Below are 14,579 nucleotides of genomic sequence, written 5' to 3'. Positions count from 1 at the left end.
CCGGTTTTTATTGCTCAGAGGTGAGTGACCTCTGCGCGTAAGAACTCCGAGCTACCCCCAATCGCCGGGTAACCCCATGAATAACATCAGGGGTAAGCGGACGGAACGGCGCTGCCATCCTGGGTCACATTCGACGCCGTGGCGAGAGAATTTACCGCTACGCCCAGCCTCTCCGACCAGGTACTGTATCAATCCGGGTGGCCGCCGCTGATCCGGATGGTCTGTCTGCCAACGAGGTCTTCCAACTGGTTGTGCTGTCCGGCGCTGACATCGTGGGCACCAATAGCAGCGAAACTCTCAATGGCACGATCGCCGGCGAACGAATCTTTGCCTTTGGCGGGGACGATGTGATCAATGCTGGTCCTGGTGCTGACATTGTCGATGCCGGGACCGGATTTGACACGGTCCATGGCGGCCCGGGCGACGATGTTTTGTTGGGCGGGTCGGATACCGATTACGATTATCTTTACGGTGATGACGGTAACGACACGCTGACGGCGGGCGATGGAGGGGCATCCCTGTTTTGTCTTCGGAAACGGGTTTGGCCACGATGTCATAACGGATTTCACCACATCGTCCATCGGCCATGACGTCATTCAGCTTGCCCAAAGCCTCTTTGCGGACTTCGCGGCGGTGCAATCCGCGGCCGCGCAAGATGGTGCTGACGTTGTGATCACTTACGATCCCCAGTGGGGACACCATCACCCTTGCGAATGTCACGCTGGATCACTTGCAAAGCGCCGACTTTGCATTCGTGTGATGAACGCTAGACCGTGCATAGTCTGAATATAGCGGGCGAACCTTGGAGATTGTCTATCGTTCCCGAAACGCGCGTTGAAATGAATCCACGAGCGGCTTGGTGAGGTAGGACAGGAATGTTCGTTCGCCGGTCGAGATAAAGGTCTCGACTGGCATGCCCGGATAAATCTGTTCGGGCTTGATCTGCGTCGGCAGATGCTCGGCCATTTTTATCCGCACGGTGTAGTAGGGCTGTCCGGTGTTCGGTGTGACCAGTCGGTCTGCCGAGATGTAGAACACCTTGCCAAATATCTTGGGTGTCGTTCGAGCGTTGAGCGCCGTGAACATCATACTCGCCTCCTGACCAACCCGAATGGAGTCGATGTCGTCAGGTTTGATCTTGGCTTCAATGATGAACTGATCCATCGTCGGGAGGAGTTCCATTGCGGATTCGCCCGCCCGGATGACGCTTCCTACCGAATTGTAGAGGGAACGGACGACGATCCCGTCGACTGGAGTTCGAATGGTCGTTCGCTCTAGAACTGACCGCGCAGCGTTGATCTGTTCCTCCAGGTCGGCGACCTGCGAACGGGCCTTGCTCAATTCAGTGACGGCCTCCTCGACCCTGGCTGTCGTAAGCCGTTCAATTTGTTGCCGAGCTTCCTCACTCTGAGACACGAAGCTGGCGATTTGTGCTTCCAACGATCCGGCCTGGCCCACTAGATCTGCGGTGCTGCGAAGGAGGTCGGTGTATTCGGAACGGTTTGTAAGCCCTTTGTCGAGCAGAGCCTTTTTTCGCTCCGTCTCCTCATTGACAATGGCAAGCTGTTTTTCGGCTGCCACCTTGCGAGCTCGCAGTCCGACGATGGCTTCCTGGAGGGCAGTAACTCTCTGCTTCAGAATTTCCTGGTCCGCGGTATAGCGAGCAAACCGGGCTTGGAACTCCTTGTTTTGCTCCTCGATGAAACCGCTGTAACCCGGGTCCTCTGAATAAGGCCGAAGCTCGTTCGGCAGATCGATTTTTCTCGACCCGTCTCGCTCGGCATCAAGGCGCGCAACTTCAGCCCTTTGAGCAATCCATTGCTTCAGCACGCGGTTGAGTTGGGCTTGTGCCAGGGTGGTATCGAGTGTGATCAGCGGCTGGCCTTTTGCGACCCGATCACCTTCTCGCACCAGGATGCTGGTGATGATCCCGCCGTCGAGATGCTGGATCATGACGTTCTGGCCTGCAGCAGCAACCACAGCCGGAGCGATTGTCGCCCCGCCTATTGGAGCGGTGGCCGCCCAGTACCCGAATGCGGCCAGAAAGACGGCCATGCTGATGAACCCTACCACCGACACCCGACCGGTGCAGGTATCGACTTCCTTCTGCCAGTGATACGTCCTGGCTACCACCGAGAGGGTTTGACTAGGAACCGTCATTGGCTGCCTTCACTTCGGTGCGGGAAGGTGACGGAAAAGTAACGACGCTTTCGTTGGCGACCGGCTGCGACGACTTAGCTGGTTGAGCCTGCTGGTTCATTCGCTCGGCAAGCTGGGCCAGGACGTCTTTGGTCGACGCGTAAAACTCGATCTGGCCATTGCGCATCACGAGCATCCGGTCGCATTTGGATGCCAGTGAAGGGCGATGAGTTATAACCAGGACAGTCGTCTTTCGAGAACGCGCCTGCAGGATGGCCCGCTCAAGTGCGGCTTCGCCATTTGCGTCGAGGTTTGCATTAGGCTCGTCGAGGATCACAACCTTAGGGTCGCCGTAAAAAGCGCGTGCAAGTCCAATCCGCTGAAGCTCACCCCCCGAAAGACGCACGCCGCTTGGACCGATCACGGTCGAGTATCCCTCGCGGTGTCCAAGGATTAGCTCATGCACCTGCGCCAGTTGTGCGGCTTCTACCAATTTCTCGTCCGGAGCCACAGGCTCAAAGCGCGAAATATTCTGGCCAATTGTGCCTGGAAAGAGCTCCACGTCTTGCGGAAGATAGCCCACGTGCCGGCCTAGTTTCTCGGGGTCCCAGTTTCGGATGTCTCCGCCGTCGATGCGGATTGCGCCTGAACGCGGTTCTATGGCTCCAACAATGAGGCGCGCGAGCGTTGATTTCCCGGCCTGGCTTGGGCCGACAATTGCAACTGATTCTCCGGCAACTACATCAAAGCTTATGCGCTTTATCAGCGGCATTGAGCCGTCGGGCGAACCGGGCGGGTAATATATAACTTGATCAGCGCTCAGCGCGCCCTGGGGCGTTGGCAGCGCGACAGTTTCCTTTGGCTTCGAGTTTGAATGGATCGTCCCCAACCGCTTCCATGCAAGTTTCGCGTCGATGATCTGCCGCCAACTTCCGATCATTTGATCAAGAGGCTGGAGCGCCCGGGCCGAGATCATCGAGGACGCAAAAATCATTCCGGCGGTCATCTCATTGCGCAGGACCAGAACGGCGCCGACCCCTAAGATCGCGATTTGCAGGATCGACCGCGCAGTGCGGGAAACGCCACCGTAAAACGCGTTGACACGGGCAACTCTGTCGGAAGCCCTCACGGATCCGGAAAATCGGCTGCCCCAAAATTCCACCGTATGCGACACCATCCCAAGCGCTCGGACGGTCTCGAAATTGCGCGCGAAGGCCTGGGCGGAATTCATCGAGGCAGTTAGGCCCTCTGCCGCCTCCTTCGTCGGCCTCGAGCTCGCAGCCTGGTTCAGCAAGGCGATGAAAACCATCAAGACCGCGCCGACGACAGTCACAAAGAAAAGCAGAGGGTGGATGAAATAGAGCAGGCCCACAAAAATCGGCCCGAACGGAAGGTCGAAGAGGAAGAACATAGATCGAGAAGAGATGAAATTTCGAAGCAGCGTTAAATCGCGCAGCGCCTGTACGTCGCCCAAACCAGCGCGAGGGCCGCTCATCGCAGCGAGAAAACACGTTGCGCCGAAAGAGACATCCAGTCTGGCAGCAAGACGGCTCGCGTACATCCCGCGAACGACTTCAAGGATGCCGAAAAGCAAGAGCGAAGATAGCGCAATCAATGAGAGGTAGATCAGCGTATCCAGATTGGACGCTGGTAACACCCGGTCATAAACCTGCAGCATGTAGAGGGGCAAAACCAGCAAGAGCGCGTTCATCACCGTCGAAAAGATACCCAGCTCGACGAGACTTCTCGACACGACGCCGCGTGCGCTAGTTGTTGGCATTGGCGATTTGGTCCCTCCCGACTAAAATCATATTAGAAAAATCTCATATGTCATAGGCCATAGTGCCATCGATTCCGATATTTGGTGGCGCCGGAGGCAATACCTCGTTAGTGGGCACCAGACGATGTCTGCTTTTGGGACGCGGAGAAACTGGTCGCTACGGCCGATAAAGGCGCATTGCTGACGGGTACGTTTTGGGGCCGCAAGCCGGCGGGCAGCTTTTTGCCACCGAACTGCGACAGCGGCCACGAAGTCTTTCACCTCCTGGCGCGCCGCGTCGATCCAACTGGCGAAGGCCGGGAGAAAGGTCGGGCAATCATTGTAAGATCACCGGCTGCAGCTCGACATAGACCGGCGGCGCTTTGCTCGGATCGGCGAGCGAGCGCGAAGCCCCGGCATGGCGTCGATCCGGATCGCTCCCGCGCTCGCCGACGGGTCGGCTGCGCTGCCCGACATCTGCGACGCACGTCAGAGGCTGTTGGAGACACTGAAGGCCGTCGGGACTGCCATGTGATCTCGCTCTTATATGCCTTTCTAAATATTGACTAGAAGCACCAAGATTCGATTAAGTGTGCTCCAGTATGCTGCGCCAATAGGAAGTTGCTCTGACCGAGACTCCACGTTGGCAAATGCTATTCATCAGCGCTTCCAAGCCTTGCTGACCTGGACCAGTCTTCCGGCAGTGATTGCCCTTGTGGTGTTGTTGATCGCTGGAATTTTTGCCGACCATCAAAACAGCATCGTCGCCGATCAGGCATTGCGCGTTGACGTCGCGAAGGAGATGAACCTCATCCGCGCCAATATCGAGGGCAACGTCAATGGAGACCTTCAACTGGCGCGTGGTTTGGTCGCAACGATCGTAACCGAACCGAACATGAGCCAAGCCCGCTTTGCCAAGCTGGCAGAGAGCCTCTTTCGCGAGAAGACGCACGTCAGAAACATCGCCGCCGCCCCTGGTCTGGTCATCTCATTGATGTATCCGATGGAAGGCAATGAAAAGGCTGTTGGACTGGACTTTCGCAAGGATGAAGAGCAGCGTGAGGCAGTACTTCGGGCACGCAATACCAAACAAATGGTGTTGGCCGGACCGGTAGAACTCAAACAAGGAGGTCAGGCATTTATCGGGCGATTTCCTGTCTTCCTTGACCGTGACCGCCCTACCGAGACGTTCTGGGGCATAGTGGCTGCCGTGATCGATATTCAGAGGCTGTACGAGGACAGCGGTCTTTTAGACAAGAAACTGCCGATCGAGATCGCGCTGACGGGCAAGGACGCTCTCGGCCAAAGCGGCGCGCGATTTTACGGTCCCGCGCACGTGATGGAAAGCAATCCCGTCACGGCCGAGGTACGATTGCCAACAGGATCCTGGCAGATTGCCGCTATACCCAAAGGTGGTTGGAATGCGGCGCCCCGCAGCGCCTGGATTTTACGACTTGCAATGCTCATCGGCGGCGCTCTGGTACTGGTTCCAATCGTCATTGCAGGGCGGCTTCTCGAGCAACGGCATAAGCACTATGCTGATCTACGGCGCAGCGAACGACGGCTTGCACAGCTCTCCGAAAGGCTGGAGCTTGCGCTTGACGCATCACAAATTGGTGTGTGGGAGCAGGATCTCGACTCCGACATCATATCCTGGGACGACCGCCTGAACGAAATCTATGGAAAGCCGGCGGATGGCGAACCGAGGACCTTCGAAGAGTGGTCGAGGTCGATCCACGCTGACGATCTTGAGCACGCCAAGCGGGATTTCGCACAAGGGATTGCGACCGGCCTATACTCATCGGAATATCGTGTAGTGCTTCCCAATGGAGTTGTTCGACATCTTCGCGCGCGTGCCAAAAGTTACAGGGATGATACCAATCACAAAATGGTCGGAGCGGAATGGGACGTGACGGCGGATGTGGCCCTGACCCGGGAGTTGGAGCAAGCAAAAAACCTCGCGGAAACGAGGAATGCTGAGCTAGAGGCGGCGACAGCGCGCAATGAGCATACCGCACTTCACGATATGCTGACTGGTCTTCCGAATCGCCGCTACCTCGACACTATGCTGGAAAGGCATGCTGTCGCAGATTCAACCGCTGCCGGCGGCGCCGCACTTCTGCATCTTGATCTCGATCGTTTCAAACAAATCAATGACACACTTGGACATTCGGTCGGCGACGCCGTGCTAATCCATACCGCGAATGTGCTGATATCAACTGTTGGGTCAGCAGATTTCGTTGCCCGCGTGGGAGGCGATGAGTTTGTCGTACTGTGCACCCGCGATATCTCAACTGACCAACTCAGCCAGCTGGCCGATCGCATTCTACAGAGATTGCGACAGCCGGTGCCCTATAAAGACCACCAATGTCGTATCGGGGTCAGCATCGGCATCGCGGTCGATGCCGACGGTCCCGTCGACGGCCCACGCCTGATGGTCAACGCGGACATAGCGCTCTACCGGGCCAAGCGCCGGGGACGCAATCGATATGAGTTCTTCACCCAAGATCTCCAGTCTGAGATCGTTCGGACAAAACGGGTCGCCGATGAGATCCTCGCAGGGTTGGAACGAAACGAGTTTGTTCCCCACTACCAGCTGCAGTTCGACGCGAAAACGCTGGAGGTTGCCGGCGTTGAGGCGCTCGCGCGCTGGAACCATCCGGCCGAGGGACTTCAGACGCCAGCCGGGTTCCTGAAAATTGCAGAAGAGTTGAATGTCGTCTCGATTATTGACCGGCTGGTGCTCGAACAAACGCTTCACGACTTTGATCACTGGCAGAGAGCCGGGCTGTCGGTGCCGCGGGTTTCGGTGAACGTCTCTGCCACACGGTTGCAGGACGAGGACTTGATCAACAGCTTGGGGTCACTCTCAATAAAACCTGGGACCGTTTCGTTCGAGCTTCTGGAATCGATCTTCCTCGACGACAATGATGAGCTTGTGGTCTGGAACGTCAATCAGATCAAGGAACTCGGAATCGATATAGAAATTGACGATTTCGGCACCGGCCACGCCTCGATCGTCGGCCTGCTGGAACTTCAGCCGCGACGGCTGAAAATCGCACGCCAGCTGGTTCGTCCGATCGGCGAGTCGCCTCAGCAGCGGCAAGTCGTACAATCAATCGTGCAGATCGGCAGGTCCTTAGGGGTGGAAGTCATTGCCGAAGGTGTCGAGACGATGCAGCAAGCCGAGATCCTCAAGAACTTGGGCTGCGATATCTTGCAAGGTTATGCGCTGAGCCGGCCGATGAACGCGCACGACATCATGGATTTCTTACGGAGCCGTCGAAAGCGCACAGCATCCTAGAACCAACGCCGGCTTGTGAAGGACCTGCCCTTGCAGGACACCAGGAGATCGAAGCGGCCAATGCCTATGCGCCCGAGTTGATGGCGGACTTCGGTGGACGTTCGGCAAGGAACCGGCAATCCAAAGGACGTGCGCCGCCCTGCGCCGCTTTCGATCTTTCTCGCAATCAAACTGTGGCTCGGCGCCTCCAGGACGACCTTGGTACTTAATTGCTGTGTGATGTCGACGAGACCGCTGCCCGGGTTCCTCGGAGCCATCGCGCCGCGAACCCAGGATTTTTGTTACCTTCAACCGCGCGGCTTTGGCTGGCGCTTCATAGTGAGAAGCTCCGTCACGTCATGCAGATCATCTGCCGATGAAATGGCAATCGTCAGCCATTTTCCGTCGATGTATGTTTTGGCTTCGTCGTAGAGCTTGACCATTTGCGGACGCCAGACATGACGCCGCTTCTCAAACTTCTCTCGTTCTGCTCCACCCATGACCACCACAGCGGAAAGCCGCCGGTATTCCGGCAACAAGGTACAGAGGGCCTTGGTCTTCTTGTAGCGCAAGGACCAACCGCGGTTCTTGCCACCGTAGAGCCAGTCCGGCGTAAAAACTCCGGGGTAGGATTCATCGATCCAGTTCCGCAGCTCGGCCCAACGCTCGAACGCCTCTGGTCCGATCCATTGGCGGACGGCGCCGTCATCGGGTGGTGCTGATCTGTCGGTGATCCTTTCGCCGATTTGGGGAAGCGTATTAGTACGCAAAATCATCAGAAAGACCTCGTGTTCACGGTCCGGCGGAGGCCGGAGGGGGTTATGATGCGGGCGTGCCAAGAGCTTGCGGCGCGTCTCTCAGAACGCTCGCATCGCGACGCTTCCCAGCGTCGCGATGCGGTCTACCGGTGCCTGAGAGCACCGCAGGCCAACCATCGACGCCTCGAAGCTCTCGCGCGATCGTCAGATCGATCGCCGCCAAGGCCTTCTCCCTCGCCAATAGGGCGTGCTCCGGGTCCATGGACCCGGTGGCCTGTACCGAGAGAAATTGCAGGGTTTTTAGCCCAATGGAGCCAAATGCCAGCGACAGATACGGCGTGAGAAAATCGGGCTGATTTGCTCGCTCGCCGGAAAAGACAGCACCGGAAGTGACGCCGATAAACACCGGACGGTCCCGAAGCATTCCAACCTTCCCGGCGGGCGTCGACTTCATCGTGCGACCGACGCGCAGGATCTGGTCGATCCACGCTTTGAGGACCGAGGGAATGGTGAAGTTGTGCATGGGCGTTCCGATGACGATCACATCGGCCGCTTCGACTTCCTGGATAAGCGCCTCGGAACGATCCAGAGCGCCCTTCGGCGGAGCCGCCAAGGTAGCAGGCGACGACAGCGCAACCGCGTAGTCAGACGCGGCGTGAGGCAACGGATCGCCCCCCAAATCGCGCCAAGTGATGCTCGCCCCGGGCGCAACCTCGAGGAGCCTTTCCACGATCGCCGCCGAAAGCTGGCGGCTATGCGATTCTTGTCGCGGACTGACATCAATATGGAGGATATTCATGTGATTGTTCCTATGCTTTACGAGACTGCGACAGAACCGAGCTCAGATCGAACCGGCCGGCGCGATGGCAGGAAAGTCCTTCTCGTGATCGAACACGTTGTTGAAGAAGTTCGTCAGCGAGTACATGGCCACAAGCGCGACGATCTCGATGATGTTCGCATCGGTGTAGCTAGCATCGCGGACGGCTTTCAGATCAGCGTCGTTGACGTGGCCGCGGGTCTCGATGACCTTGCGGGCGAACTGGACGGCGGCGTCGCGTTTCGCGTCATTGGCATGACCCTTTCGGGCCAGAATGATGTCATCGGCCGGTAGCTTGGCCATGTGTTCGGCCGTGAAGCTGTGAACCGTGAGGCAATAGTTGCAACCGTTCACTTCGGAGACCGCGAGGCCGATACTGTCACGCGTCTTCACGTCGAGTGCTTTGCTCAGGGAGCCGAGCAGAGTGGCCCACGCGTTGAACGCGATCGGGCTCTGTGCGAAGGCCGCCATCATATTAGGTGTGAAACCGATACTCCTGGTGAACGCATCGAGAGTTGGTTTCGATTCGGCCGGCACCTGTTCCGGCTTGAGAACGGCAGTTCTTGCCATCGTAGTCTCCACAAGATCTTGAGTTGATTAGGGATTATGCAAAGTCCAGGACATCAGCCACCGGCATGCGGGGCTTCTGCGGCCAGTTGCCAGCTCGCTCCGGCCCAACGGTCAAAAGCATGACCGGCACTTCGTCTTCGGCCAGGCCGAACTCGCGGTGCACCGCCTCGGAGTCGAAACCGATCATCGGCGTCGAACCCAGGCCCAGCGAACGGGCCGCGTAGATGATCGCCGCGGCGCCAAAGGTCGCGGAGCGCACGGCTTCGTCGCGCCGGCGCTGCGGTTGATCGTCATACAGACCGCGAGCGGGGATTTCCCAATCAGGCACCAGGTGCGCCGGCATGATGCCGGCTTCCACCACCGGCGCCAGGCGGTCGGGGACGGTGCTGGCATCGGCCAGCCTGCCGATGATGATGAAGGTAACGGCCGCGTCGCTGATCGCGGGCTGATTCCAGGCGATCGGACGCAGCCGTGCCTTGGCTTCCGGCGAGCGCACGGCGATGAACCGCCAGTTCTGCAGGTGGAAGGAGGTTGGCGCGGACGTGCCGATACGCACCAGGTCGCGGATCTGGTCGTCGCTCAGGGTGGCAGCAGGGTCGTAGTACTTGGCGGCACTGCGGCTCAGGATCGTTTCGATGACGGCGTTCGTCGCGAAAGCGTTTTCGCTCTTCCCGGTCTCCCCGAAGATCTTGACGGCTGCGCGGGTTGCGGGTCCGGTGGTGGCGATGCAGTTCATTGGATGGCTCCCTTATCAAGTGATTACGGAGCGCAATTTACTAGGACGAGTGATTATTTCGAGGCTGATTTAGCTCAGTATGATGCGCGAAAGGATCAAACTACGCATTCCGGATCCGCGCGTCTTACTCGGCCTTGTGCGCCAGTCGCCGCCACTCCCCCGGCGTCATCCCCATCCTTTCGGCGAAGACACGCCGGAATGCCGAAACGGATTGATACCCAACGGTCTCGGCCACGGCCTCGGTGCTGATCGCTGGCTTCTTCAACTCGTTGGCGGCCAGACTCATGCGGAGATCGGTCAACAAATCGAGGGCGGAGCGACCCAGCCTGTCCTGAAACTGGCGCATGAATGTAGCGCGCGACATCCCGCACAAATCGGCCAGATCGGGCAGTTTCCAAGGCCGTGCCGCATCGGCGAACATTGCGGAAATGGCTGGAGCAAGTCGTGGATTGCCGGCCAAGGCCAGCAAGCCTTCGGGAGCTTTCCCGGATTGGCTCGCCGCGCGCAGGACCAGTGTGAACAGGGCCGAAGAAAGCGCGTTGAGAATGGCGCGCCCTCCCGCCCTGTCACCGGCGGACTCCATCCGCATCAGCCCGACAAGACCGGCAAGTTGGTTGGATGCGGACCCCATGCCCTCTTCTCCATGGCTGTCCACAGCGCGTGTCACCAGATTAGCGGGCAGGTAGTTGCGGATCAGTCGATCATGGGGTGGCGCGATAAAAAATCGCCCACACAGCAGATCCAGTTGCTCGCCCTGGCCATCATTCTCACTCAGCATCCATCCGGCTGACCCCCGGCGTTGCTGGGTAGGGATTGGTGTTTGCCCGCTACCGTCGTGCAGTACATGCGCCGCGCCGTGAGGTAGCAGCACTATATCTCCGCTCACCAGCTCCCTTGCCGCTCTCGTCTCCGGATCCTCGAGAATGGCCCGGCCCTTGACAATGACGTGGTAGGGAATTTCGTTCGCGGCAGCCTTGCTCCAGGCAACACGCCACGGCGCACCGTAGGCGCAGCGGACCTCGAGCTGACCGGTCACGGTGATGATTTGCAAGAGATGGCTTAACCAGTCGACTTGGGACATAACACCTCGAGATATTAAATCGCTGACCCGCCATATATCGCACTGCGCCGCGCGCGCCCGGTGGAAGCAAGTCAAGATAGAAGCTTTCGATATTGGACGAAACGCGAGCGCTCAGCGACGCGGTCATAGAGGTAGATGGCGTTCTGGTTGGATTCGTGCGTCGGCCTATAAACTCGGGGGGCGCCCTGCCGCATGGCGTCCGCTGTTACATGCTCGATGAGTGCGCGACCGAGCCCGCTCCCACGCGCATCATCCACGACGAGCAAGTCTTGCAGATCCCAATAATCGTCAGTCGTCCAGGTGGATCGATGATAGATCCAATGCGCCAGGCTGAACGCATGCCCGTCCACCGTCGCGATCGCCCCATGGATCGGCACGCTCGAGTCGAGGAAGCGCGCGCATGTCGCCGCTGTCGCGCCTCCTAGAATCACTGGCAGCCGTTCCAAAGCGGCAGCCATCCATCGAAATCGCTGTGATCGGCGGTGCCGATCTCGACTGATGCCCATACGATGCTCCCGAGCCTTATGTGGTTCCCTGTGGTTTGCAGAGCCGCGAGGTCACTGGGTATTTCTGACGATATGTGTCCTTGATTTCCTCCTGGCTCCGAGGCGGGTCGGCAAAGACATGAGCGGGCGAAAGAAGCGGTGAAATTGAAGTGGGCTCAATTCTGACGACATGATCGACAGGATATTCCGAGCCGTTCGTCGCGCGGACCCAGTCGGCGATCATGGAAAACTCGTCATTTCCCGGCGGCAAAATCACGGCACGACCCGTGAACCGGTATCCGCGCCGCTGGAATACGTCGACCACATTGATTTCGACGGCCGGATTGCGCTTCAGGTTCAGGATCGTCCGAGGCGAAGCGATATCGGCGAAGTAAAGTGACCATCGCGCACGGTTAGTGATGCCTTCGGCGAAAGACTTGGCGTTCCGTCCTCATTGGTCGTGGCGACGAAGGACAGCATCGCCTGCTTGATGATTGCCTCCATATCGGTGGTGATCTCAGTCATGATAACTCGCTTGAAATGGTTTGATCCGGCCCGTACGTCGCTCGCTAGTACAGGGGGATCGGAGCGGCCGCCGCGGCAAACGAGGTCACCAGGGACACCGTTGCGGATATGAAAGCCAGCTGGCGCATTTCGCCCCGGCGAGCCTCGTTGATCACTGGTGGCACGTTTCGCGTCGAGCCGTGCGTTTCTGGTTCACACAATTGAGCAACATCCGTTCCAGGTTACGCTGAGCGTCACTCGATAAGATCTGCGGCAGCGATAACCATCGATCGCAGCGGGGAACGAAATCTTCCAATAGCCGGTGCGTATGGTTTTTATTGCGGCGAAGAATAGCGCTGTGACAGACGTCGCCCTCAAGCCGCCGTATGCCTGTCCGATGCCAAATGCGTCGGGGCTGGTTCCTCTGGCGCGTTAAAGACCGAGGTCGTGAGTAGGACAGCGGCAGCGAGGACCCAGTAGTACCAGGCATCGAGCCCAGCGAACTTGAAGGCAAACGGTGCGATGACAAACACCACGCCAACGGCCCGGTCGACCCAAAGATGCAGCCAGTAGGGAATGATACGAAAGAGCCCGGTGGGATGGTCAGTCAGGGCGGCCAAGAGTAGCGCCGCGGCACCGACAACAACCGAAAGCCACAGTACGATCGGTCCGCTCTGGCCTAGCTTCAGCACGAACGGTGCTGCGATCAAGACGACAGCGACGGGATAATCGATGAGGTAGGCATGCATAGACTTGGTGATGAATCGAAACGACATTGGTGACTCCTATGTGCTTGTTTGCTTGATCGAATATCTCGCCTGGATGCGTGCCAAGACAATCGCCACGGTCCATGATGATCCGCGGGGGGGCAGAACCGCTCGCCCTCCCCAAGCTCTCATGGCCGAACGCGGATGACCGTCTTTCCCGCGCGTCGCTCGGTCGAGTTGAAGGTGGCAACGGCATCGTCGAGCGACGAGACCTTACCGATGTTCGTCCGCAGTCGTCCGTCCCGCACCCGCTGGACGATCTCGCCCAGTTGGGCGCGATCCGCCTCAACGACGAAGTCCACGGCCAGACCATCGGCGGGTCGAGCCTCGGCCGGTCCAACCACGGTCACGAGAGTACCTCCGGCTCGAATGAGGGCTGCAGACTGCTTCTGAATGTCGCCGCCGATGACATCGAACACCAGATCGACGCCACCGACGTCTTTCAGAGCGTCGTTCTCGAGGTCGACAAATTCATTTGCGCCGAAGTCGAGCGCCTTCTGACGGTCGGCGGCACGTCCGGTGCCAATGACATAGGCGCCGGCCTCTCGTGCGAGTTGCGTCACCATCGACCCGACCGCGCCGGCGGCGCCATGCGCAAGCACGCTCTGGCCCGCCTGGAGGCGGCCGTGCTGGAACAGTCCCTGCCATGCGGTCAGGCCAGAGATCGGCAGGCTCGCGCCCACCGTGAAGTCGACATCGCCGGGCAATGGCGCGAGATTGCGCGCCTCCATGGCAATATATTCCGCGAGCGTGCCGTCGCGATGCCAGTCGGCGAGGCCGAACACGCGCTGCCCTACCGACAGTCCCGTCGTGCCATAGCCGAGGGCGGTGATCACTCCGGCCAATTCGTGCCCGAGGATCGACGGTGTCCGATCAAGGCCGCGGCGATCGGCCCAGGTCGAAGGCCAGTCCAGTTCGGTCGGGACGAATCCTGACGCATGAATCTGAACGACGACGTCGTTTATTGCCGCCTGTGGTTCGGGCCGCTCCACCAGCTTCATCCCGGCGGTTCCCGCCGCCTGCTCCGTCACAACGATTGCTTTCATCGTCCAACTCCCTGTGTGATATTTCGTCATCTTGCGGAATTTCGGTCTGCGAAGACTTCCGACCGGACAGAGCTCAGATCGAGCCTGCCTGCGGAACGGCGGGAAAGTCTTTCTCGGGATCGAACACGTTGTTGAAGAAGTTCGTCAGAGAGTACATGGCCACCAGCGTGACGATCTCGATGATGTTCGCATCCGTGTAGCCGGCGTCGCGGACGGCTTTTACATCAACGTCACCGACCTGCCCTCGGGCCTCGATGACTTTGCGTGCAAATTGGACGGCGGCGTCCCGCTTCGGGTCGTTGGCATGACCCTTGCGGGCGAAAATGATTTCATCGGCCGACATCTTCGCGTGCCCGGCGCCAAAGGTATGAACTGCCAGGCAGTAGTTGCAGCCATTCACTTCGGAGACAGCGAGGCTGATGCTTTCACGTGTCTTCAGGTCGAGCGCCTTGCTCAAGGAGGTGCGCAGGGTAGCCCACGCGTTGAACGCGATTGGGCTTGCCGCAAAGGTCGCCATCATATTTGGAGTGAACCCGAGATTCCTGGTGAAGGCATCGAGGGTCAGTTTCGAATCGGCCGGCACTTCGGCGGGCTTCAGAGCTGCGATTCTCGGCACGGTAGTCTCTCCTGCAAA

15 protein-coding genes are annotated in these 14,579 nt (G+C 58.8%); 1 reads left to right on the top strand and 14 read right to left on the bottom strand.

The genetic code is table 11. The annotated features are described in order from the left end of the window. Positions 1 to 188: 188 nt before the first annotated feature. The 3 genes from YU3_RS41755 to YU3_RS37075 form a co-directional block, all read right to left on the bottom strand. Positions 189 to 596, bottom strand: coding sequence for a hypothetical protein (locus tag YU3_RS41755; protein WP_027168272.1), 408 nt, complete (start codon positions 594 to 596; stop codon positions 189 to 191). A 217-nt stretch (positions 597 to 813) separates the two neighbouring features. Then, entirely contained in the window at positions 814 to 2,160 is a 1,347-nt protein-coding gene (locus YU3_RS0121985) for an HlyD family type I secretion periplasmic adaptor subunit (protein WP_027168271.1), read from the bottom strand. Beyond that, a complete protein-coding gene (locus tag YU3_RS37075; protein ID WP_084508196.1) occupies positions 2,147 to 3,919 on the bottom strand; it encodes a type I secretion system permease/ATPase in 1,773 nt (590 codons plus the stop codon). The genes YU3_RS0121985 and YU3_RS37075 overlap by 14 nt, the downstream gene beginning before the upstream one ends. Before the next feature lie 622 nt (positions 3,920 to 4,541). Between YU3_RS37075 and YU3_RS0121970 the strand changes: the two genes are divergently transcribed. Then, positions 4,542 to 7,202 carry an EAL domain-containing protein gene (locus tag YU3_RS0121970; RefSeq protein WP_245273601.1) on the top strand — a complete coding sequence of 887 codons (2,661 nt, stop codon included), beginning with the start codon at positions 4,542 to 4,544 and terminating at the stop codon, positions 7,200 to 7,202. A 287-nt stretch (positions 7,203 to 7,489) separates the two neighbouring features. Here the strand turns inward: YU3_RS0121970 and YU3_RS0121965 are convergent, their stop codons facing one another. From YU3_RS0121965 to YU3_RS0121925, 11 genes are all read right to left on the bottom strand, one after another. Then, positions 7,490 to 7,957, bottom strand: a complete 468-nt coding sequence (locus tag YU3_RS0121965) for a DUF3788 domain-containing protein (RefSeq protein ID WP_027168269.1) — start codon at positions 7,955 to 7,957, stop codon at positions 7,490 to 7,492. A 43-nt stretch (positions 7,958 to 8,000) separates the two neighbouring features. Beyond that, positions 8,001 to 8,738, bottom strand: coding sequence for an NAD(P)H-dependent oxidoreductase (locus tag YU3_RS0121960; RefSeq protein ID WP_027168268.1), 738 nt, complete (start codon positions 8,736 to 8,738; stop codon positions 8,001 to 8,003). Positions 8,739 to 8,780: 42 nt separating this feature from the next. Beyond that, positions 8,781 to 9,326, bottom strand: a complete 546-nt coding sequence (locus tag YU3_RS0121955) for a carboxymuconolactone decarboxylase family protein (RefSeq protein ID WP_027168267.1) — start codon at positions 9,324 to 9,326, stop codon at positions 8,781 to 8,783. A 34-nt stretch (positions 9,327 to 9,360) separates the two neighbouring features. Then, positions 9,361 to 10,062, bottom strand: a complete 702-nt coding sequence (locus YU3_RS0121950) for a nitroreductase family protein (RefSeq protein ID WP_027168266.1) — start codon at positions 10,060 to 10,062, stop codon at positions 9,361 to 9,363. 124 nt (positions 10,063 to 10,186) lie between these two features. After that, a complete protein-coding gene (locus YU3_RS0121945) occupies positions 10,187 to 11,143 on the bottom strand; it encodes an AraC family transcriptional regulator (protein ID WP_027168265.1) in 957 nt (318 codons plus the stop codon). Positions 11,144 to 11,214: 71 nt separating this feature from the next. Continuing rightward, positions 11,215 to 11,601: a GNAT family N-acetyltransferase gene (locus tag YU3_RS37065; RefSeq protein WP_245273600.1), complete on the bottom strand. Its 387-nt coding sequence runs from the start codon at positions 11,599 to 11,601 to the stop codon at positions 11,215 to 11,217. Positions 11,602 to 11,665: 64 nt separating this feature from the next. Next, positions 11,666 to 11,983 (bottom strand): hypothetical protein, encoded by a 318-nt coding sequence (locus tag YU3_RS37060; RefSeq protein WP_245273602.1) that lies wholly within the window; start codon positions 11,981 to 11,983, stop codon positions 11,666 to 11,668. A gap of 2 nt (positions 11,984 to 11,985) precedes the next feature. Then, entirely contained in the window at positions 11,986 to 12,153 is a 168-nt protein-coding gene (locus tag YU3_RS41750) for a hypothetical protein (RefSeq protein ID WP_245273599.1), read from the bottom strand. A 353-nt stretch (positions 12,154 to 12,506) separates the two neighbouring features. After that, positions 12,507 to 12,908 carry a hypothetical protein gene (locus tag YU3_RS37055; protein ID WP_051334027.1) on the bottom strand — a complete coding sequence of 134 codons (402 nt, stop codon included), beginning with the start codon at positions 12,906 to 12,908 and terminating at the stop codon, positions 12,507 to 12,509. 119 nt (positions 12,909 to 13,027) lie between these two features. Next, positions 13,028 to 13,945 (bottom strand): NADP-dependent oxidoreductase, encoded by a 918-nt coding sequence (locus YU3_RS0121930; RefSeq protein WP_027168264.1) that lies wholly within the window; start codon positions 13,943 to 13,945, stop codon positions 13,028 to 13,030. 73 nt (positions 13,946 to 14,018) lie between these two features. After that, positions 14,019 to 14,561 (bottom strand): carboxymuconolactone decarboxylase family protein, encoded by a 543-nt coding sequence (locus YU3_RS0121925; RefSeq protein ID WP_027168263.1) that lies wholly within the window; start codon positions 14,559 to 14,561, stop codon positions 14,019 to 14,021. Positions 14,562 to 14,579: the final 18 nt, after the last annotated feature.

Source organism: Mesorhizobium sp. WSM3224 (assembly GCF_000427725.1).
Classification (GTDB): Bacteria; Pseudomonadota; Alphaproteobacteria; order Rhizobiales; family Rhizobiaceae; genus Mesorhizobium.
This window is presented reverse-complemented; position numbering and strand designations above follow the sequence as displayed.

Excerpts from the sequence above, each read along its gene's own strand:
- YU3_RS41755 (WP_027168272.1), bottom strand. The coding sequence starts at position 596 with ATGACGTCATGGCCGATGGACGATGTGGTGAAATCCGTTATGACATCG.
- YU3_RS0121985 (WP_027168271.1), bottom strand. The coding sequence starts at position 2,160 with ATGACGGTTCCTAGTCAAACCCTCTCGGTGGTAGCCAGGACGTATCAC.
- YU3_RS37075 (WP_084508196.1), bottom strand. The coding sequence starts at position 3,919 with ATGCCAACAACTAGCGCACGCGGCGTCGTGTCGAGAAGTCTCGTCGAG.
- YU3_RS0121965 (WP_027168269.1), bottom strand. The coding sequence starts at position 7,957 with ATGATTTTGCGTACTAATACGCTTCCCCAAATCGGCGAAAGGATCACC.
- YU3_RS0121960 (WP_027168268.1), bottom strand. The coding sequence starts at position 8,738 with ATGAATATCCTCCATATTGATGTCAGTCCGCGACAAGAATCGCATAGC.
- YU3_RS0121955 (WP_027168267.1), bottom strand. The coding sequence starts at position 9,326 with ATGGCAAGAACTGCCGTTCTCAAGCCGGAACAGGTGCCGGCCGAATCG.
- YU3_RS0121950 (WP_027168266.1), bottom strand. The coding sequence starts at position 10,062 with ATGAACTGCATCGCCACCACCGGACCCGCAACCCGCGCAGCCGTCAAG.
- YU3_RS0121945 (WP_027168265.1), bottom strand. The coding sequence starts at position 11,143 with ATGTCCCAAGTCGACTGGTTAAGCCATCTCTTGCAAATCATCACCGTG.
- YU3_RS37065 (WP_245273600.1), bottom strand. The coding sequence starts at position 11,601 with ATGGCTGCCGCTTTGGAACGGCTGCCAGTGATTCTAGGAGGCGCGACA.
- YU3_RS41750 (WP_245273599.1), bottom strand. The coding sequence starts at position 12,153 with ATGACTGAGATCACCACCGATATGGAGGCAATCATCAAGCAGGCGATG.
- YU3_RS37055 (WP_051334027.1), bottom strand. The coding sequence starts at position 12,908 with ATGTCGTTTCGATTCATCACCAAGTCTATGCATGCCTACCTCATCGAT.
- YU3_RS0121930 (WP_027168264.1), bottom strand. The coding sequence starts at position 13,945 with ATGAAAGCAATCGTTGTGACGGAGCAGGCGGCGGGAACCGCCGGGATG.